The sequence below is a fragment of the Rhodopirellula bahusiensis genome (assembly GCF_002727185.1).
GTDB classification, from domain to species: Bacteria; Planctomycetota; Planctomycetia; order Pirellulales; family Pirellulaceae; genus Rhodopirellula; species Rhodopirellula bahusiensis.
On sequence record NZ_NIZW01000030.1, the window covers coordinates 1 to 18,526 of the forward strand.

At 55.4% G+C, this 18,526-nt stretch carries 12 protein-coding genes and 1 pseudogene; 10 read left to right on the plus strand and 3 right to left on the minus strand.

Features of this window, described 5'->3' with window-relative positions; all coding sequences use genetic code 11:
* Window positions 1-396 precede the first annotated feature (396 nt).
* The 10 genes and pseudogenes from CEE69_RS26860 to CEE69_RS26915 all read left to right on the plus strand — a co-directional run bounded on the left by CEE69_RS26860 (window position 397) and on the right by CEE69_RS26915 (window position 12,604).
* Window positions 397-705: a hypothetical protein gene (locus CEE69_RS26860; RefSeq protein ID WP_099263664.1), complete on the plus strand. Its 309-nt coding sequence runs from the start codon at window positions 397-399 to the stop codon at window positions 703-705.
* 258 nt (window positions 706-963) lie between these two features.
* A complete protein-coding gene (locus tag CEE69_RS26865) occupies window positions 964-2,361 on the plus strand; it encodes a glutamate decarboxylase (protein ID WP_099263665.1) in 1,398 nt (465 codons plus the stop codon).
* 139 nt (window positions 2,362-2,500) lie between these two features.
* Complete coding sequence (locus CEE69_RS26870; protein ID WP_099263666.1) at window positions 2,501-3,349, plus strand: hypothetical protein; 849 nt, start codon at window positions 2,501-2,503, stop codon at window positions 3,347-3,349.
* 436 nt (window positions 3,350-3,785) lie between these two features.
* Window positions 3,786-5,363: an arylsulfatase gene (locus tag CEE69_RS26880; protein ID WP_390180005.1), complete on the plus strand. Its 1,578-nt coding sequence runs from the start codon at window positions 3,786-3,788 to the stop codon at window positions 5,361-5,363.
* Between the two features lie 283 nt (window positions 5,364-5,646).
* The gene (locus CEE69_RS26885) at window positions 5,647-6,330 is read left to right on the plus strand and encodes a hypothetical protein (protein WP_143549342.1); all 684 of its coding nucleotides are present in this window, start codon (window positions 5,647-5,649) and stop codon (window positions 6,328-6,330) included.
* Window positions 6,331-6,355: 25 nt separating this feature from the next.
* On the plus strand, window positions 6,356-9,331 hold the full coding sequence (locus CEE69_RS26890; protein ID WP_099263669.1) for a PVC-type heme-binding CxxCH protein: 2,976 nt from the start codon (window positions 6,356-6,358) through the stop codon (window positions 9,329-9,331).
* Window positions 9,332-9,600: 269 nt separating this feature from the next.
* Window positions 9,601-10,875 (plus strand): annotated as a pseudogene (locus CEE69_RS33575) (N,N-dimethylformamidase beta subunit family domain-containing protein).
* A 499-nt stretch (window positions 10,876-11,374) separates the two neighbouring features.
* A complete protein-coding gene (locus CEE69_RS26905) occupies window positions 11,375-11,821 on the plus strand; it encodes a hypothetical protein (protein ID WP_158231082.1) in 447 nt (148 codons plus the stop codon).
* Window positions 11,818-12,288, plus strand: coding sequence for a hypothetical protein (locus CEE69_RS26910; RefSeq protein ID WP_099263672.1), 471 nt, complete (start codon window positions 11,818-11,820; stop codon window positions 12,286-12,288). Before CEE69_RS26905 ends, CEE69_RS26910 begins: the two co-directional genes overlap by 4 nt.
* Before the next feature lie 127 nt (window positions 12,289-12,415).
* Window positions 12,416-12,604 (plus strand): hypothetical protein, encoded by a 189-nt coding sequence (locus CEE69_RS26915; RefSeq protein ID WP_143549344.1) that lies wholly within the window; start codon window positions 12,416-12,418, stop codon window positions 12,602-12,604.
* Window positions 12,605-12,655: 51 nt separating this feature from the next.
* Here the strand turns inward: CEE69_RS26915 and CEE69_RS26920 are convergent, their stop codons facing one another.
* From CEE69_RS26920 to CEE69_RS26930, 3 genes are all read right to left on the minus strand, one after another.
* Window positions 12,656-14,533: an outer membrane protein assembly factor BamB family protein gene (locus CEE69_RS26920; protein WP_199169961.1), complete on the minus strand. Its 1,878-nt coding sequence runs from the start codon at window positions 14,531-14,533 to the stop codon at window positions 12,656-12,658.
* A gap of 107 nt (window positions 14,534-14,640) precedes the next feature.
* The gene (locus tag CEE69_RS26925) at window positions 14,641-16,032 is read right to left on the minus strand and encodes a malectin (protein WP_099263709.1); all 1,392 of its coding nucleotides are present in this window, start codon (window positions 16,030-16,032) and stop codon (window positions 14,641-14,643) included.
* Between the two features lie 207 nt (window positions 16,033-16,239).
* Window positions 16,240-18,513, minus strand: coding sequence for a serine/threonine protein kinase (locus CEE69_RS26930; RefSeq protein ID WP_099263675.1), 2,274 nt, complete (start codon window positions 18,511-18,513; stop codon window positions 16,240-16,242).
* Window positions 18,514-18,526 lie beyond the last annotated feature (13 nt).

Sequence of the window (18,526 nt, forward strand, 5' to 3'; positions counted from 1 at the left end):
AAGAATCAACGCCAAAAGCTCGGACAGCAATGCTCCCGACCACGCCACCAACAAAAAACAACGAGCTCACAGGCTTGGTGAATAATGCGGGATAACGGCTCCCAATGTCCATGGAGTGATTCGTGGCGAAGGTCGGATCACAGGAAATTTCACTCAGTCAGAAGTTGACTTTTTCGTGCAAATTTTGCAGGCCGGTCAGCTGCCAGCAAAGCTCGATCCTCAACCGATCTCGGAAACCAAAACGACCGCATCTTACAACTTTCTCGATTCGCTCTGACCTTGATTCAAAGAAACGCCACGGAGGCGCATTACGAGCGTTCAGTACGGGATCACGAATGGCGGCACGCGTCTTCAATTGACGACGCTTACTTCTTTTCTTCTGACTGAGTTTCTCCTATGGAATTTCTTCCTCTCATCATTCAACTCATCACCGGTGCAGGCGGTGGCAATGCAGCCGCAAAACTGGTCAAAAAGCTCGACCTTGGTATCGTCGGGAACTCCATTGCTGGCATCATCGGCGGAGGTCTCGGTGGACAACTGCTCAGCATGCTGGGAATCACCGCCGCACCAAGCGGAGCGATGGATTTGTCAGCCATTCTTGGAAGCGTGGCGTCAGGCGGTGTCGGTGGCGGCGCCTTGTTGGCCATCATAGGTGTGATCAAGAACGCATTGGCGTCGGGACAAACGCAACAGTCCGAAAGCTGAGACGAGTTCGGATTGCACATCAATCTCTGTCGCGGCCGGCGACGACTTTCCAAGCTGGTCGCGACACTTCGCTGCCAACACTCAACGGGGCAATGAGTGTTGGCAGTTTGCGTTTTCTGTGCATGCACTCAACATGCGTCGGTCCCGTCCACGCAAACGCGTCCGGTCCAGTATGCTGCCAGCCAAGCATAATGTCCTCGCTCGGCGCTTGCTTCATTCACCGACTCGCTCGCGCTTCCTCTGACCAAAGAAAACCCCATGCCTTTGCATAGCAAAGATGACATTCGCGAAATGTTGGACGACGAAGTTTACGCTTCTTCGGATCTTTCAAAGGCCTTGCCCAAATTCAAGTTCCCGTCCGAGGAACAGTCGTCGCAGCATATCTATGCGGCCGTTCGTGACGAATTGATGCTCGATGGCAACTCGCGTCAAAACTTGGCGACGTTTTGCCAGACATGGGCGGAGCCAGAAATCCGTCAATTGATGGACGACTGCATGGACAAGAACATCGTCGACAAGGATGAGTATCCCCAGACCGCCGAGATTGAATCTCGTTGCGTTCACATGCTGGCCAACCTTTGGAACGCACCGAATTCCGCGAACACGATTGGTTGTTCGACGACCGGTTCGAGCGAAGCGGCCATGCTTGGCGGGATGGCGATGAAGCGAGCTTGGGAAAAGCGACGCAAGGAAGCCGGTAAGCCGATCGACAAACCCAATTTGGTGACTGGTCCCGTCCAGGTTTGCTGGCACAAGTTCGCCCGCTACTGGGACATCGAACTTCGCGAGATCCCGATGGAGAACGACCGGTTGATCATGACGCCAGAGGAAGTCATCCAACGCTGCGATGAAAACACGATCGGCGTTGTGCCAACTTTAGGTGTCACGTTCACGTGCCAGTACGAACCAGTGTTGGCGGTATCGGATGCTCTGGATCAGTTCGAAAAAGAGACTGGCATCGACATCCGAATTCATGTCGATGGAGCAAGTGGCGGCTTCCTGGCTCCGTTTTGTGCACCGGACTTGGTGTGGGACTTCCAGCTTCCGCGAGTGAAGTCCATCAATGCATCAGGACACAAGTTCGGCTTGGCTCCTCTGGGTGTGGGATGGGTGATCTGGCGTGAGGAAGCGGATTTGCCCGAAGAAGAAATCTTTTGGGTGAACTACTTGGGCGGAAACATGCGAGACATCGCATTGAACTTTTCACGCCCCGGTGGGCAAGTCGTATGTCAGTATTACAACTTCTTGCGATTGGGCCGGGAAGGTTATCGCCGTACGCATGCCGCTTGCTATGAAACGGCAAACTACCTCGCCAGAGAAATCGAAAAATTGGGGCCATTCGAGATGATCTATGATGGCGACATGGCATCGGGAATCCCAGCCTTGTGCTGGAAGATGAAAGACGGTGCGAATCCGGGGTTCACTCTTTATGACTTTGCGGATCGATTGCGAGCGACCGGTTGGCAGGTGCCAGCGTATTCCCTCCCCGCGAATCGCGAAGAGTTGGTGATTCAGCGGATCTTGGTTCGTGACGGTGTCAGTCGTGACCTTGGCTCAATCTTGCTCAAAGACATGAAGCGGGCCATAAAGCACTTCGAAAAGCATCCCGAGCACGCCACGATGGATTCCAGCGAGGCGTCGGGTTTCAAACATTGATCGCAAAACGGAATCGTCGCGATCCGTTTTGAGTTCGTTACGTCAACGATGTGCCCCGCTTGACGATAGAAATGCACCCGGTGGCAATGCGTCGGAGGGTCGATGCTGGAAGCTTCTCCCATACTTGCTGGATGAATGCATGCAATCGCCTGTCAATGACCACGACAAGCCGCCTCTCGAAATCGAGACTGCGGGAGCGTGGCCGTTTGTTTCGCGACGAGTGCATACCATTGACGGCAGCCGACACGTTTGGAATTCGCGACCGCACCGCAAGGGACTGACGGCGGCTGCGGTGCCTCGCCTCAGCGAGATTCCCTCGCGGCGTTTGAACACTTCGATCGGAGTCATCTTCGCGATCGGCGCGTCGTGTTTTGCCATCGCGAGTTCGTTGAGCTTGCTTCCTAGCCACGCGGAGTGGCCTGGGTTCACGCGGCAAATCAACGCACTGTACTTCGTCGGTTCGATCCCGTTCACGGCCGCAGCCGGAATGCAACTGTTTCAAGCCGCGAACGCTCAATCGCGGCTTGATGGGGAGGCTCCCGGACGACGTCCCTGGTTTGGTTGGTATCCGACGGAGATCGGCTGGCTGAGTTGCGCGTTGCAATTCGCGGGGACATTGTTGTTCAACGCCAACACCTTGGATGCGATGTCGCCGTCATTGAATTGGTTGCAAACGGACGCGCTCGTTTGGGGGCCGGATTTCATTGGTTCCATTTTGTTCTTGGCGTCGGGGTACCTGGCGTTCATTGAAAATGGTCACGCGCACTGGACCTTTCGTCCCGGTAGTCTCTCGTGGTGGATCGTCTTCATCAATTTGCTGGGCTGCGTCGGCTTCATGGCCTCGGCTTGTTTTGCGTTCGTGTTGCCGGGGGAACCAGATCCCACAGCCATCACAGTGTCGACCGCCTTTACATTGCAGGGGGCGAATTGCTTTCTAGCCGGAGCGATGTTGATGCCCTTTGAGCCACGCGACACATCAGCCCGGTGAGTTGTTCGTCGTGGTTTTCTATGCCGCTGTGCTTTCCTATGCCCGGGCCAGTGATCAATTCACAAAGACGAGGTATCGAGCTGTTCCCGCCGGTGAACATGTTCTCGATCGATGTTTTCAGATTTGTGCGAGTGGGTTGCTCGAGTTTGATGGTTCGCGTCATGGGCGTTTGAGTGCCGGTGCATGAATATCGGTGTAGGTTCCGCACCATCAACTCGGAGCAAATCACGGAGACTGCGTGCGTGTGCGTTTTCGCGACGATATGATGGCATGGGATGATGACCGGCAGACTGCCCACGTCGATCTTGTCACTTGCTTGGCAGTTGTTGGGCGGCCATCGGATTCGCTGGCGGAAGGCGGGGCCGGTTTTCGGTCTGCTTGCATGTCGTTCATTCCTTTTCGCTATTCACTGACCTTTGAGAAAGAAGCCAAAGAGATGAACAAGTTTTGCGTTCTTGTGTTTGCATTTGGCTGTGCGACAGCGTGCTTTGGGCAGGAACCACCCAAATTTGATCGGTCAGTGCCGTTTGCCGAAAACATTGAAGCTGTTATCCCGCGTCCCGAGCAGGACAAGGCCGCGGAGGAAAGACTCGCCGCACTCAAAGCGAAGACGGGTCAAAGGCCGAACATCCTTTGGCTCGTGGTCGATGACATGGGCTTTGGCGATCCCGGTTGCTATGGCGGTGGAGGCCTGGCCGGTGCCTCGACACCGAACATTGACAGATTGGCCGCAGAAGGTCTCAAGCTTACTTCGTGCTACGCTCAGCAAACCTGCACACCAACCCGTTCGGCGATTCTGACCGGACGATTGCCAATACGCACGGGACTGACACGGCCGATTCTGGCTGGCGACAAAATCACGGCCAACCCTTGGGAAGACGAAGTCAGTCTGCCGAAGCTGCTCAGTGACGCCGGCTACTTCACCCTGCTTTCAGGCAAGTGGCATATCGGCGAGTCCGAAGGCATGCGTCCGCACGACGTCGGCTTTGATGAATTCTACGGCTACTACCCGGCTCAAAAAGAGATTTCTCAGCGTGTCGACGCCCGGCGTTTCCCGGGCCTCGTTCTCAATCCAGAACGTCTTGCCGCATTCGAGGCAGTGGGACCAACGGATTTCCTCACTCACGGTTTCAAGGGCGGACGCACGGAGGAACTGCAGCAGATTTTGTCGACGGAGGACATGAGCAAGGCGGATCAGGTGCTCACCGACTTCACTGTGAAGCGGATCGAGGAACTCGCGGCCTGCGAACAGCCGTTCTTTATTGAACATTGCTTCATGAAGGTCCACTGTGACAACTTTCCTCACCCAGACTATGCCGGCAAGAGTGAAGCGAAGTACCCCTACAAGGACAGCGTTCACGAGGTGGACGCCCAGATCGGTGAAATCATGAAGGCACTGGGTGACGCCGGTGTCTTGGAAAACACCCTGGTGTTTTTCACCTCGGACAATGGCCCGCAAATGGACGGCTGGCCAGATGCAGGGTACACGCCGTTCCGTGGTGCGAAGGGGACGACGTGGGAGGGCGGCGTCCGCGTGCCAGGCATCGCTTATTGGAAGGGCATGATTGCAACTGGGCGAACGAGCGACGGGCTGTTCGACCTGATGGATCTATTTGGAGTCAGTCTGAACCTCGCCGGTGTCGGAACCGACACGTTGCCGGAGGGAAGGTTCTATGATTTTGTAGACCAGACCTCGTTCCTGCTCACCGATGAGGGGCAATCGAAGCGTGAAGCTGTCTACTATTGGTGGGGCAAGGAACTGATGGCATGTCGCATGAAGGAGTACAAAGCCCACGTGAAGGTCGTGTTGGCCCAGGCCCCGCACATGCACATCGACCTCGCGACCGTTCAGGACGTCGGGCTGGCACCTTGGTTCTTCAATCTCTACCTGGATCCGAAGGAAGAAATGACCGTTGGACATCGCTTGGACCCTTGGATGGTGACTGTGCTTGGGAAACTGAAAGCACACGGTGCGACATTCAAAAAGTACCCCGCCAAGAACATTGGGCTGTAGCAAGCATTTTCCTTTGGTGAGCGGCGTTGCCGCGACCACGGGCTACCCTCAGACATTCCTACCAAGATGAAGACAGGCACGAATCCGGAGCGTGCGTTGAAGGTCCGCCGAATCATTTCAGAGCAACTTGGCGTGCCGTACGAACACATCCATCCAGAGCAAAGCTTTGTGGACGATTTGGACTGCTGTTGACCGACCGATCGTTCCCTCGCTTTCATGTCAAAGCCCTCATGCGTTGGCAGAACGCATCCACCAACTGCACATTCCAAGACCGAGATTCAACATGATGAAATGGCGATTGGTTTTCTTCATGACGCTTGCGGTGATGCCGGTTTCTGGGCTATCGCAGGACAGCGGATTTGGGAAGCGGCAGGTCAAGCAGATGCTGGCTGATCGACCGGACATGAAGAACGTCATCGGCCGGGAACATCCCATTCACGCGTGGGTGGTGGACGGTTTTGAAGGCAGGCTCGTCGGGCAACGAGTTTACTGGAATTCCAATTCACCAAGGACAGGTCGAGCTGCAGAACACGCGATTCCTTACGCCAACTACCCTCCGTACATTTCCATTTCTGGCGGTACCGAAACAACCGCCGTGGACAAATGGGGCGCCGTCGTTTTTGAGCTTTGCAATCTGCAGAACCACGAAAAATTCACGCAATTGGCGGTGGAGGCGAGAGCAGGAAAGCTCTCAGCGGAGCAATACGCAAGAAAGTGTGTGATGCTCGAATACGATGCGCAACTGCGAACGCACGAATTGTTCGCGAAGGATCCGCTCCCCGACAGTCCACATGGTCGCGACTGGTGGTACAACACTTGGGTGAAACCAGAGTTGCCGACCAAAGAGGCCTTTGAAGCTGAATATGCGGTCCCTGGAAGCACAAGGTCCAACTTCGACTACTTCTTCAACACGTTTCAAACCCAGTTCGCTCCATTCATCCAGCCTTCCGATGGAGACGATTCCTGAGTTCTGACCGCTATTGAGAGATCTCATGCGTTTTCGTTTCATGTCATTTCTGGTGGTCGTTTTCGGTGGCATTGGTTTGCATTCGGCGACCGCCCAGGAGATGCATCATGTTCTGGACCCGACGCCTGGCCAGACTCTGACAAGGGAGGAATCATTCTCAAAGATTGAGGTGGCCGATCCGTTTGCGATTGAATTGGTCGCGGCAGAACCACTCGTGATGGACCCGGTTGACTTCGATTGGGGAGCGGATGGCCGCTTGTGGGTCGTGGAGATGGCGGACTATCCGATTGGCGTTGATGGTCGCGGTGAACCGGGAGGACGCGTGCGCGTCTTGGAGGATCGAGACGGGGACGGGACTTATGATCACTCGACTCTGTTTGCCGACCAGCTCAGTACACCGAGCGGCGTTCTTGTTTGGCGAGAAGGAGTCTTGGTGACAGCCTGTCCCGATGTTCTGTACTTGAAGGACACGACTGGCGATGGTGTTGCGGATCAGATCGAGAAACTGTATTCGGGTTTTAGCGAAGGCAATCAGCAACATCGTGTCAACGGACTTCGTTGGGGACTGGACAATTGGGTCTATCTTGCCAACGGTGACAGTGGCGGAAGAGTCGTGTCCCATCGGACCGGGAAGTCGGTCAACATCAGCGGACGCGATTTGCGAATTCGTCCGGATACAGGCGAGATTGAAACGCAATCGGGGCAGACGCAGTTCGGCCGAAACCGCGACGACTGGGGGAACTGGTTTGGCTGCAACAATCCCAATCCAATCTTCCACTACGTTTTGCAGGAAGGCTATCTGAGCCGCAATCCCCACCTCGTGCCTCCATCGGTCCGACGTGACATACGAGTGGGCGACAACCAGGTGTTTCCGATCGGTCCGATCATCAGCCACTGCGATCCCGTTCATCGCCCGATTGGTGCAACGCCGATCTTCACATCGGCTTGCGGAACAATTGTTTACCGCGACACGCTATTTGGCCTGGACTACGAGGGAGCGACGTTCACCAGCGAACCGGTTTACAACATCGTTCATGCTCGCAAGTTGGTGCCCAAGGGAGTCACGTTTGAGAGCGTGAAGATTCATGACGATGGGCAAGAATTCTTTCGATCGGCTGATCCATGGTCTCGCCCCGCTGGGATGCACGTCGGGCCGGACGGCGCACTTTACATTGCCGACATGGTCCGCGAAGTCATCGAGCACCCGGAGTGGATTGCAGATGACCTGGAAGCTCAACTGGACCTTCGATCCGGGGCGGATTTGGGACGGATCTACCGAGTGGCCCCGAGAGATCGTGGCCGGCGAGACTTCCGTCGTTTCGATCAAGCGACACCGATGGAGTTGGTTGAATGGCTGGATTCACCGAGCGGTTGGCAGCGAGATTTGGTCCAGCGGATGTTGAGATGGAAGTGGCCGGATTTGGATGAGCAGAGTCAAAGGAAGACCAGAGACAAGCTTCATCGATTGCTGAAGAAAAGCGAAAACCCACTGGCTCGACTGCACGCGTTGGCGAGTTTAGCTGGCGTGAATGAAGTGTCCGGCGCAGATTTGAGGCTGGCCCTGCAGGACTCCCACCCCGGAATACGGCGTCATGCCATTCGGATTCTCGGTGAGCAGGTCGCTGATCAGCCTGGGCAGTGGAATGAATCGGATTGGAAGGAGTTGATCGAGCGATTGGTGTCGGACGATAATCCGACGATTCAATTGCAACTCGCTTACACGCTGGGCACCTTCAAAGCCGACTGGGCAGCCGATTGCCTTGCCGCGGTCGCGTTGAAATCGGGAGAAGACGTCTACATCCGAGCGGCTTTATTCAGCAGTTTGCACGCTGGCAACGTCGGTCGGGTGCTTTCGGCTCTGATTGAAAACGGACAACGGGAACCGAAGTGGATGGGAACTCTGGCCGGGCTGGCGATCAAGTTGAATGTTCCTGATGCCGCCTCAATGGTGCTGCGTGAATTGGAATCCGAAAGCCGTCCGAGTGATCCCGTTGCCACGTGGCGAGTCCTGTTGGCTTGGTACGACTCACTTGGCAACACCGCAAATGAAGTGGACCGAATGCTTGACGCGACGTCCTTGGGAATTCTGGACCGTTTGCACCAATCCCTGCGAGACTCGTTGCAGTCGTCTGAGCTTTCGACGGACGAACGTTTGATCGGGATGCAATTGTTGGGTAAGCGGCGGACACAATCGACTGACGACATCCATTTGCTGGCACACTTTCTTTCGCCTCAGTCGCCGCTGCAGATTCAGCAGGCGGCCGCCTCGAGATTGACAGGAATGAATGCCGACGATGTGCCCGAACTGTTGCTGTCTGGTTGGGACTCCCACGGCCCAGCGTTGCGGCAGCAAATTGTGTCGGATCTGGTCAGTCGCCCGGCTTGGACAGGGAAGCTGATTGAGTTGATCGAACAGGGGACGATCTCGGCCAATGCATTGAGCGGAGCGCTGCGTCATCAGCTTACACAGCATCCCGATTCGGAACTTCGAAAGCGTGCGGAGAAAGTTTTGGGCGTCATTGATCCGGATCGCGTTCAGGTGATCGAAGCCTATCGTCCGGCGATGGACTTGCTCGCGAATGGGCGGGCGGACGTGGGACGCGGTCGTGTGGTGTTTGCCGCGAACTGTGCGACTTGTCATCGATTGGAGGGGAAGGGAACTGCGGTCGGTCCTGATTTGACAACGCTGACCAATCGTTCGCCGGAAGCACTGCTGACCGCGATCATCGATCCCAGCCGTGCTGTCGAGGCAAAGTACCAGCAATACCAAGTTTTGCTCGACGACGGGCGAGCGTACTCAGGTGTGTTGGCCGAAGAAACCGCGACCAGCTTGAAGTTGAACACCGCCGACGGCAAAAGTCATTCGTTGTTGCGAAATGAAATTGAACGCTTGCAAGGCAGTTCGGTTTCGATGATGCCCGTTGGACTGGAGAAGGAGATCGGGACGCAACAGATGGCTGATTTGCTGTTGTATATTCAGAGCCAGTCTTCGTCCAACTGAACGCTCTCTCGATTCACAGCTCTGCAATGCAACCGACAATCATCGCCAAGCACCGCGTCACGATTCCTTTTGCGACGCTCGCCTTTCCATGGCTTGCGACTTGGTTCTTCGTGGTTGGTCTCAGCGTCCTTGCTTCGTCCAATACCAATCAGTTGATGGCGGACCAAAAGCTGCCCGAAGGATTGTTCATCGAAGGCTACACCGATCAGCTCAGTTACGTCGCGGGTGAGGAGATTGTGTTTCATCTGTCTGGCACCGGCGCCGTGTCGATGCAAATAGACCGGTTGGGGGCGGAACGCCAGCGTGTTCATCACCAAGATGGGATTGCAGTTTCGGCACAGCGGATTCCTGATCGGGCGTCGTCTCATGGGTGCGAGTGGCCAGCGGCGTTTCGGTTGACGGTCCCCGACGAATGGAAGTCAGGTTACTACGAAGTGACGCTGACGACTCGCGATCAAGGTGGTGCGTTCGTCGGTCGCAACCAGCGGACTGCGGTTGGCAGGCTTTTCTTTGTCGTTCGATCCAAGACACCGGGGGCAACGGCGCCAATTCTGATTCAGTTGGCGACCAACACGTACAACGCGTACACGAACTGGGGCGGACACAGCTTGTATGGCTACCACGATCGGGATGGCGTCCAGGGCAACCGCGTTTCATTTGATCGGCCGATCCAATCGCAGTTCGCGAAATGGGAATTGCCGTTCATTCAGTGGGCGGAAAGGTCGGGGTACGAATTGGAATACGCGGTCAACAGTGACTTGGAATTTCATCCAGAGATGTTGGCCAAGTATCGGTTGGTGTTGAGCGTTGGCCATGACGAGTATTGGTCGACTCCCATGCGAGACCACTTGGAAGCGTTTATCGCGGACGGTGGAAACGTCGCGTTCTTCAGCGGGAACACCTGTTGTTGGCAAGTTCGCAGCGAAGACCATTGACGAGCACTGACTTGCTACAAGCAGTTCTACAACATGGATCCGGAATTTCGCACAACGGACCATCAGCGACTGAGCACGGCTTGGGGGCATCATCTCGTCAATCGTCCTGAAAACCAATTGACGGGCGTTGGGTTCATGTGGGGTGGTTACCATCTCAGCCACGGCCAATTCATGGATGGTTCGGGAGCTTACGACGTGCATCGACCGGAACACTGGGTGTTCGAGGGGACGAATGTGAAGCAAGGCGACCAGATCGGCGGCGCCGACACGGTCGTTGGCTATGAGTGCGACGGGTGTGAGATGGAATGGCAAGACGGTTTGCCGTTTCCAACTGGGCGCGATGGGACTCCCGATTCCTTCACGATACTGGGGACCTGTTCAGCGCGTTGGCACCCCGGTGATTCCTACTGGTACGATCGTTTTCCAGCCGATCGAATCGGTTCGTCCGTGATGGGCGTCTATGAACAGGGGGGAACGGTCTTCACGGCAGGTTCGACAGATTGGGCACACGGATTGAGAGGGAATTCCCCTGTGATTGAACAGGCGACTCGAAACATCCTGGACCGTTTGTCAGCGGATTCATCGCAACGCTCTTCGGAGCATCAGTGATGACCTTTGGGAAGGCGAACGGCCATTGTCCGGAATGCGGTGCCAAGCAATACAATCGATGCTATGGCGCCCATCTTGTGGCTTGGTGGCCAGGACGCGATGGAGTCGTCGCGTGCTCGAACTGTCAAACTGCATTGCGATTCCAGCCGAATCGTTCTCCGCACCCGCCTCTCGCTGGCATTCTGGGGCTGGTTCCCCTGCTGTACCACACCTACGTTGTTGGTGTTCGAACGCACTCGCCCTTGCCTGCGGTCGGCCTTTCAATCGGGATCGTCGTCATCGTTTCCGTGCTGCGGTCTCGCATCAAGGGAAGCGTTGAATTTGCGTCCCGAGACGAGAAGATTCCCGCCAAGTCTGGTTAGGATTGGACGCATCGCTTTCGATTCCGAGTTGCACAGACATTTGACTTCAGCAGTCCATTCCAATCCGTTTTCAGTCGCATTGCATCGTGTCAAAACCACTTGTTGCTCACTCGATATCCTGGTGGCGGATGGCGATCGTGTTGTCGTTTCTTGTTTTCTTGCAGGGACTGGGAGCCTACTTGGCTGGACTGCCCGGTTTCGTGGCAGGGTTGCTGGTCTATCTGATTCTGAGGTTCGCTCCACGAAGGAATCGTCGGATCCAGCGTGCTGCGCTGAAGCTCATGGCTGAAGAGCGATATGCTGACGCGGCAAAGGTGTTTGAAAAGGGCTATCGGTTCTTTGACGAACATCGTTGGTATGATCGGAATCGAGCGTTCACCATGCTCGACTATTCCGGGATGGACTACCGTGAAATGATGTTGGCCAATTGGGCAACGAATCTGGCCTTGGCGGGAGACAAACAAAAAGCGAGGGAACTGTATCGCCAGTGCCTTGAGCTTTATCCAGAGAGTCGACTGGCGAAACCGGCGTTGCGATTTTTGGAACCGGAAAGCTCTGACGATGGATCCAGGAGGCAGGTTTGACCAATCCTTACCAAACACCGAATGAGGTTGCTCCCGACTCTGGCCGTCATGGATGGTGGATCGCCTGGGACGCAACATTGGTTGTTGCAGGAGCTGGCCTGTTATTCATCGCCGTTGACCTCTACGCCGGCCACGACGCTGAATGGCGACAAACAGGCAATCTTCGCGAGTTCCTCGCTGGCATTGCAAACGATTGGTCGATTGTTGCCGTCCTTGGGTTGTTTCTGGTTGGTTTGTCATCCGCACCGCTGCATCGCCGGCCAGGCTGGACACGTTTGATCGCAGGTGCCGTTTGTGCGCTGTTTGCTTTCGATTTCCCTTCGCTGCAGTTCGGGCCTTCCCACTTGACTTCCGGTTTTATCGCCGCGTTTTTTTTGGCACCGTTGCTGCTATTTGGGTGTGGGTTCCCGCATGCATGCCTGGGAATCTACCGGTGGTGGAAACGCGTTTCTTTCAAACAAGTGTGATTGAACTACGTGGGCGGGAACCCCAAGGAATTCCAAGCTGCGATTGAATCCGTGTTAGAATCGTCACGCCAGTGAACGACGAAGAGGGACAAACGCCGGTCAGTGGATGCCATTTGGATTGAGACTCGTGCGTGAACCACCGAACCTGTACCAAACAACCTTTGTTTGCCAAGAGAAAACTCGGGTTGTCAGTGGGATGGGGAAGTATCTGCTTGGTGACATTGCGTTGGTGTTTGGAGTCACCGCATCCGGAATTGGTTTGTTCGTGCGATCGACGAACCGCCGCGAATTTTTGGTCGCGGCAGTTTGTCGTTGATGTGACCATCGCCTGCGGTGAGCAGAGAGCCTGCCTCAGGCTTCTAGCAGACTATTCCGCGCTCACGTCATAGCAGAGCAGCAAGTCTTGGTCGCGAATGTAGAGTTTTCCGTTCGCGACAATCGGGTGAGCCCATGCGGGAACATCGGTGCGATCGGGTTGATCGAAGCGGCCTCGTTCGATGAACTCATCCGAGGATGGTTCCAGGAGCAGAATTTCACCCTCTTCACCTCGGAGGTACAGTCGACCATCGGCAAGCAACAAGGATCCCTTGGGCCCTTCGCGATCTCGCCATAGGGTCTCGCCTGTTTGGAAATCCATGCACGTCATGATCCCGCCGCCGTTTCCGCCATTGGCTCCGTAGAGGCAGCCATCGACCACGATCATGCCGCCGTGGTGATTCTGCATGCGAGGTGTGAAATAGGCTTCCTCGGCATTGATTTTACCGCTGGGATCCTTGGTCAGTTTCACCGCGCCACCTCCGGTCCCATACGCCGAAGCAGCGAACAGCAAACCGTCTTGAAAAATGGGTGTGGAGCAGTTGATTCCCATCGCGTTGGCAGGGGCGGCGTATTGCCAAAGGACTTCGCCATCGGTGGTTGAGACACCGATCAAGGCGTTGGCGGTGAATTGCACGTATTGGCGAATGCCTTCCCATTCGATGGCAATCGCGGAAGAGTAAGCGGCGCCTGGACGAGGGCCGCCGAAGCCGCCGAATCGCCCGCGTCCGCCCGATCTGCCGGGACGTCCGCCGGAACGGTTGATGAATCCAGGGCTGGTTCCTCCGCCGGTGAATCCTTGGTCTGCCAACCAGGTGTTTCCATCGGAGTCTTTGAAGGGGTTCGACTCTCCCGCTTTGACTCGGATGGTGTTGGATTGGTCCGCATCATGGCCCTGTGGAATGATCTCGATGGCCTTGATGGCGGGGCTTTGGACTTGTTGTTTAAAGGTAATATTCAGCTCGCCATCATCGACCACGGCGGGAACCGATTCGACGATTGCTTTGCGTGGACCGCCCGCCTTCTTCCAAATGTCGAAATCGGTTGTTTCGTGACCTTCCACATCGAAGGTGAAAACGCGTTGTCCCTCATCGGTGATGCCGTTGTAGGTTTCGGCGAAGTACAGATTGACCAGGTATTTCCCATCGGGAACCGCGTGTGAGAATGCTGTCATGCCCCAATGCTCACTGACAAACAATTCAGGATTCTTCGACCCGGTGATTGTCGGTGTCGAACCCTCGTCCGATTCTCGTGGTGGCGGTCCACGGCGTGGTTCGTCGTCAGAGCGACCTGTTGGAGTGCCTTCGGGGGCGGAAGCTGCGGTTGGTTGTTTTGTTTTCCAAATGGTTTCGCCCGTGCGTTTGTCCAGTGCGACCATCAATGCATCTGCCGCACCGGGAGTGCAGATAACTTGGTCACCATCGACGAGCGGCGATTCTCGAAAACTCCACATCGGAGCGACGCCGCCAAAATCGTCGATCAAACTTCGCTGCCAAATGATTCGTCCATCGCTCGCGTCCAGGCAAGCGATGCGTCCACTCATTCCGATCACGTAGAGCTGATTGTCATCAAAGGACGGGGTGCAACCGGGGCCTTCCTTGGATTGTGGTACCCGTTGGTCCGCCGCCTCACCCAGCGAGGTGGCCCACATCTCGTCGCCGTTGTTTTCCGATCGCGCCCAAACAATTTCTTGACCGTCGCGATTGCTCATCCCAAAGAGCTTGCCGGCCGCAACGGCGGGAGCACTGTCGCCGCCCCCGAGACCGTCAACTCGCCAAGCCAGTGGAGGTCCGGCTTCAGGCCATTGTTGCAGCAGTCCCGTTTCGCCGGATTTGGCGTTTCGTTCCGGGCCTTGCCACTGGGGCCAATCCGCGGCGCACGCCATTTCAGCGGACGCAAAGATCAACAAACCTAATAGGGACCATTTCATTTGGTTGTTTCCATTTCGGGGAGGGGTGAGAATCGTGACGGCCGGAAGGCGAACTTCGGCGGAGTGAGCGGAAGGATTTGTGTTAGTAAATGGTGTCGAAAACAGACTCAACTGAGCATCGCAGAATCCAACACGATCCAACGGAATGTGACCAGCGTGCAGACCATGCAAGTCCACCAAGATGCCAGTTGGGCTCCTTTGAACTTTCGAAGGAAGAACAGCAACGCAAGGGCAGATGCCAAGCTCACCACTTTAAACGCCGTCAGCGATGCGCCTTCGAGCAAGAAATGGTTTCCCACCGGATTCATTTCTTGAAAATGAACTTCCGTTGACATCGTGGTCGTCCAAAGGAGATCGACGCAGGAAAGCAAGCCTATCAGCACGAGCGATTCAATGACCGTCCGCGTCGCAATTGGTGATGCATCGATTTGTGTCCATCGTTGGCGGCGTGGTGGGTTTGCCGTCAACAGATGGCCAAAGCTGAGAGCCGCAAGCATCATGGCAATCACCGTGAACAGATACGAACTCCACTCGGCCTGTTTGGCAGTCGAAAGTTGCACGACAACTTCTGCATCGAGTCTGTCTGCTTCCGCTTCGTAGGCGTCGAGAGTCTTTCGAAGACGAGCGATGGTTGGTTCGGAGGGGGCTGTGTCTTCCATGAGTTCCTCCTTCAGTTCACTGCCTTGCGGTTGGCCAAGAATGAACGCGTCAAATCGAGCGACCTCAACGACCGTAGCGACACCATTTTGATCTTCATCAAGCCTCGGATGAACGAAACGAAGCGAGGCTGGCAACTCTGCTTCATCCAAACGGAGGTTCACGTCCTCGTCGTGATTCATGAATATCATATTCGATTGAGTGGGGGCCCAACGGAAACCGCTGTTGCCAAAGAATCGGTTCCCTGAAATGGGTCGACCACCCATGAACCCTTGGTCAGCCAGCCATTTCCGGCCGGTCGAGTCAATCTCAGTTGCTGCCCCACCCGCATTGATTCGGATGATCTCTTTCGGCGACGTCGCTTCTTTTTGCGGAATGATTTCTATCGCCTTGATCGTTGGGAAATCGACTACTTTCGAAAAGGTTACCCAGATGATGCCGGAATTGATTTCTACCGGAACCGATTCGACGTAGACGCGATTGCTCCCACCGGCTTCTTGCCAGATGTCAAAATCATTGAATTCAATTCCATTCACTCGAAATGAGAAAACTCGCTGGCCAGGGCCTGATATTCGAGGAAACGTCTCGGCGAAGTACAGATTCACTAAGTAGTTCCCGTCGGCAACGTCCTGTGCGAACGATCGCATCCCCCAGTGTTCGCTGTTGATGAGAAAGTCATCCAGTTTTGCTGTTGAGTCCAATTCATTGTCGACGACCGAAACAGCGGTTTTTGAATCGACTTGCGTATCCGCCTGTTCTGCGTCTGGTGATTGAAGGTCCTGTCCACGGATGGTGGTCGTGGCGATCAGCACGATGCAAAGGCACAAACTGAATGGTTTCATTTTCAACTCCAATGAGTCTGTCCGAATTCTAGCTGCCGCTGACGGAAGCTCGTTCGGCGGTTGGTACGCGACCGTCTTGTTTCGAGAAATGTTCCATTGGGCAATGCGAAAACCGTTTGGAACCGGGGCCAGAGAAATTCATCTGATGGATGGGATGGCCGAAAACGAGGGGAAGGCCGAGAAACAATGATTGACGAGGAGACTGATTTACCCGTCGATCGCTGCATCCGCGAAGCCTTGGAGCTTCTGAAACCGAGGGTCTGCGGCCGGGGTGTGCCCTTTAACGACGATGCTGGCTTCGCGGTGATGGATCAGAAATTCGATCCAGTCGATCCAGGGCATGAAGGGCGAGCCCTTGGATCGCTCGATGCTTTCATCCAGCAGCCGGTCCAGGAAGGCTTGTGACTCTTCGAAGGAATTGACGGCATCTTCGGCATTGCCCATCCGATGGTGAGCGATCGCAATCAGTGGTTTTGCGATCCCACGCCCAAACCAATTCGCATCATTGGATGCTTCCAATCGTTGAAGTGCCTGTTCGTGGTTGCCCGCTTTCAGGTGAGCCCAGCCAGCAATGTACAGGTTCACTCCATAGTAGATTTTGGCGTATCGTTGACGCTTGGTGAGCGATTCCGAATTCGCGTCCGAATCAACCGTCTTCGCCAGCACTTGTTCCATTTGCTCGGCCAGTTCAGTTGCACGGTCTGACGAGACGGAACCGACCAGTTGCCCTCGAGCTGCGACCGCGAATGGAACCTCGGCGTCCGACTGCCGGAGTCTCTGCTGAAGTGTTTCGTAAGCGTTGGACCGTCCGGCATAGAGCAATACCTGAGGAACACCGTTCAGCTCGGCTTGTTCGATTGGGAAGCCAATTTCGACCGCTTTGGAAAAGTCGTCTGCGGAGGCTTCCCAGCGGCCTAATTTTGCGTTGAGTCCACCTCGTTCCAGCCAGACCAGGAAAAATCGCGGCAGGACCTGAGTGGCTTCTGAGTAGGCTTCGTAGGCATCGGGCCACCTTTGAGCATCCGCATTGGCGCGTCCGGCGGCCAGCAAGACGGTGGTTGAATTGAGTCGGTCATTGAAGTTTTCTAGTTCCGATCTGGCTGCGTTTGCGGCAACTTCAGCTTCGCGTGCTTCCGCCAGTGCCACCTCTTTTTCGTCTCGTTCCCGGATGGCTTCGCGAGCCTGCCAAAGACTGGTTGCGGTTCCGAGAATCAACGCGATCGCAACGAGAGAGAAAGTCGAGATGGCGACTTTGTTTCTTCGTGCAAAAGTCGTGAATCGATACCAACTCGATGGCGGACGAGCCTCGACTGGTTGGTCCTGCAAGAAACGCAAGATGTCTTCCGCGAGTGCACCCGCCGTGGAATAGCGTCGGTTGCGATCTTTGTGCAAGGCCTTCATCACGATCCAGTCGAGATCGCGTTTCATCGCGGTGGATGGTGTGGTTGGTGGTCCCAAACGGTTGACGTTGCTGGTTCTTGTTTCGTCATCGTTCAGAGTGCTCAACCGCGTGCTCGGACGAGGCGGTTCCTCTTCACGTATGATGCGGCGCAATTCGTCAAAGCCGGCCGTTTGCAAGCGGTCCGGTGCGAATGGTGTGGATCCGGTCAGCAGTTCGTACAGCAAAACCCCCAGCGAATAGATATCACTCCGAGTGTCCACATCATCGGTGCTCATTGCCGCCTGCTCGGGACTCATGTACGCCGGAGTGCCGACCATCGATGTGAATCGGGTGTAGATCGTTTTGACGGTCAGGCTTTGACCAATTGCTTTGGCGACTCCGAAATCGATGACTTTTGCGAGTGGATGACCATCCTGAAGTGTCACAAGAATGTTGGATGGCTTGAGGTCTCGATGAATGATTCCTTTCTGGTGAGCATGCTGAACGGCATGGCAGATGGTCACAAAAAGTTGCAGTCGCTCTGGAATGCTCAGTCGATTGCTGTTGCAGAAATCAGTCAGGGGAACACCGCGAACCAATTCCATCACAAAGTAGGGTTGGGCGGATTCGGTCACGCCGGCGTCGAAGACTCGCGCGATGTTGGGGTGGTCCATCAGTGCGATGGCTTGTCGTTCCGCTTCAAATCGGGCGATGACTTCGCGAGATTCCATTCCCGGTTTGATGATTTTGAGAGCGGCGCGGCGCTGGACTGGCGACTGCTGCTGGGCCACGAACACCCATCCAAATCCTCCTTCGCCAATTCGTTCCATCAATTGGTAGGGGCCGACCATCGCACCGGGGGAAAACCGTGGGTCGGTGAGGTCGCCTGATTCGGTTGACAGCATTGTCGGAAGAATCGCCGCAGCGACGGGCCGGTCGATCGGATTCTCTTCCCGATCGTTTTCGCGAAGCAACGCAGAGACCGCCGCATGCAGTTGAGCATCGTCCTTGCATGCTTGCTGGACGAATTTGGTTCGTTCCTCGAGGCAAACAATCTCAAGTGCTTGGAAAAAGATCGTCTTTTCAGATGCAACAGTCATCGAAGCAGATCAT

Bases quoted from the DNA above. Each gene is read 5' to 3' on its own strand.
- CEE69_RS26925 (WP_099263709.1), bottom strand. From the start codon at position 16,032: ATGAAACCATTCAGTTTGTGCCTTTGCATCGTGCTGATCGCCACGACC.
- CEE69_RS26930 (WP_099263675.1), bottom strand. From the start codon at position 18,513: ATGACTGTTGCATCTGAAAAGACGATCTTTTTCCAAGCACTTGAGATT.
- CEE69_RS26885 (WP_143549342.1), top strand. From the start codon at position 5,647: ATGATGAAATGGCGATTGGTTTTCTTCATGACGCTTGCGGTGATGCCG.
- CEE69_RS26890 (WP_099263669.1), top strand. From the start codon at position 6,356: ATGCGTTTTCGTTTCATGTCATTTCTGGTGGTCGTTTTCGGTGGCATT.
- CEE69_RS26880 (WP_390180005.1), top strand. From the start codon at position 3,786: ATGAACAAGTTTTGCGTTCTTGTGTTTGCATTTGGCTGTGCGACAGCG.
- CEE69_RS26865 (WP_099263665.1), top strand. From the start codon at position 964: ATGCCTTTGCATAGCAAAGATGACATTCGCGAAATGTTGGACGACGAA.
- CEE69_RS26920 (WP_199169961.1), bottom strand. From the start codon at position 14,533: ATGAAATGGTCCCTATTAGGTTTGTTGATCTTTGCGTCCGCTGAAATG.
- CEE69_RS26870 (WP_099263666.1), top strand. From the start codon at position 2,501: ATGCAATCGCCTGTCAATGACCACGACAAGCCGCCTCTCGAAATCGAG.
- CEE69_RS26860 (WP_099263664.1), top strand. From the start codon at position 397: ATGGAATTTCTTCCTCTCATCATTCAACTCATCACCGGTGCAGGCGGT.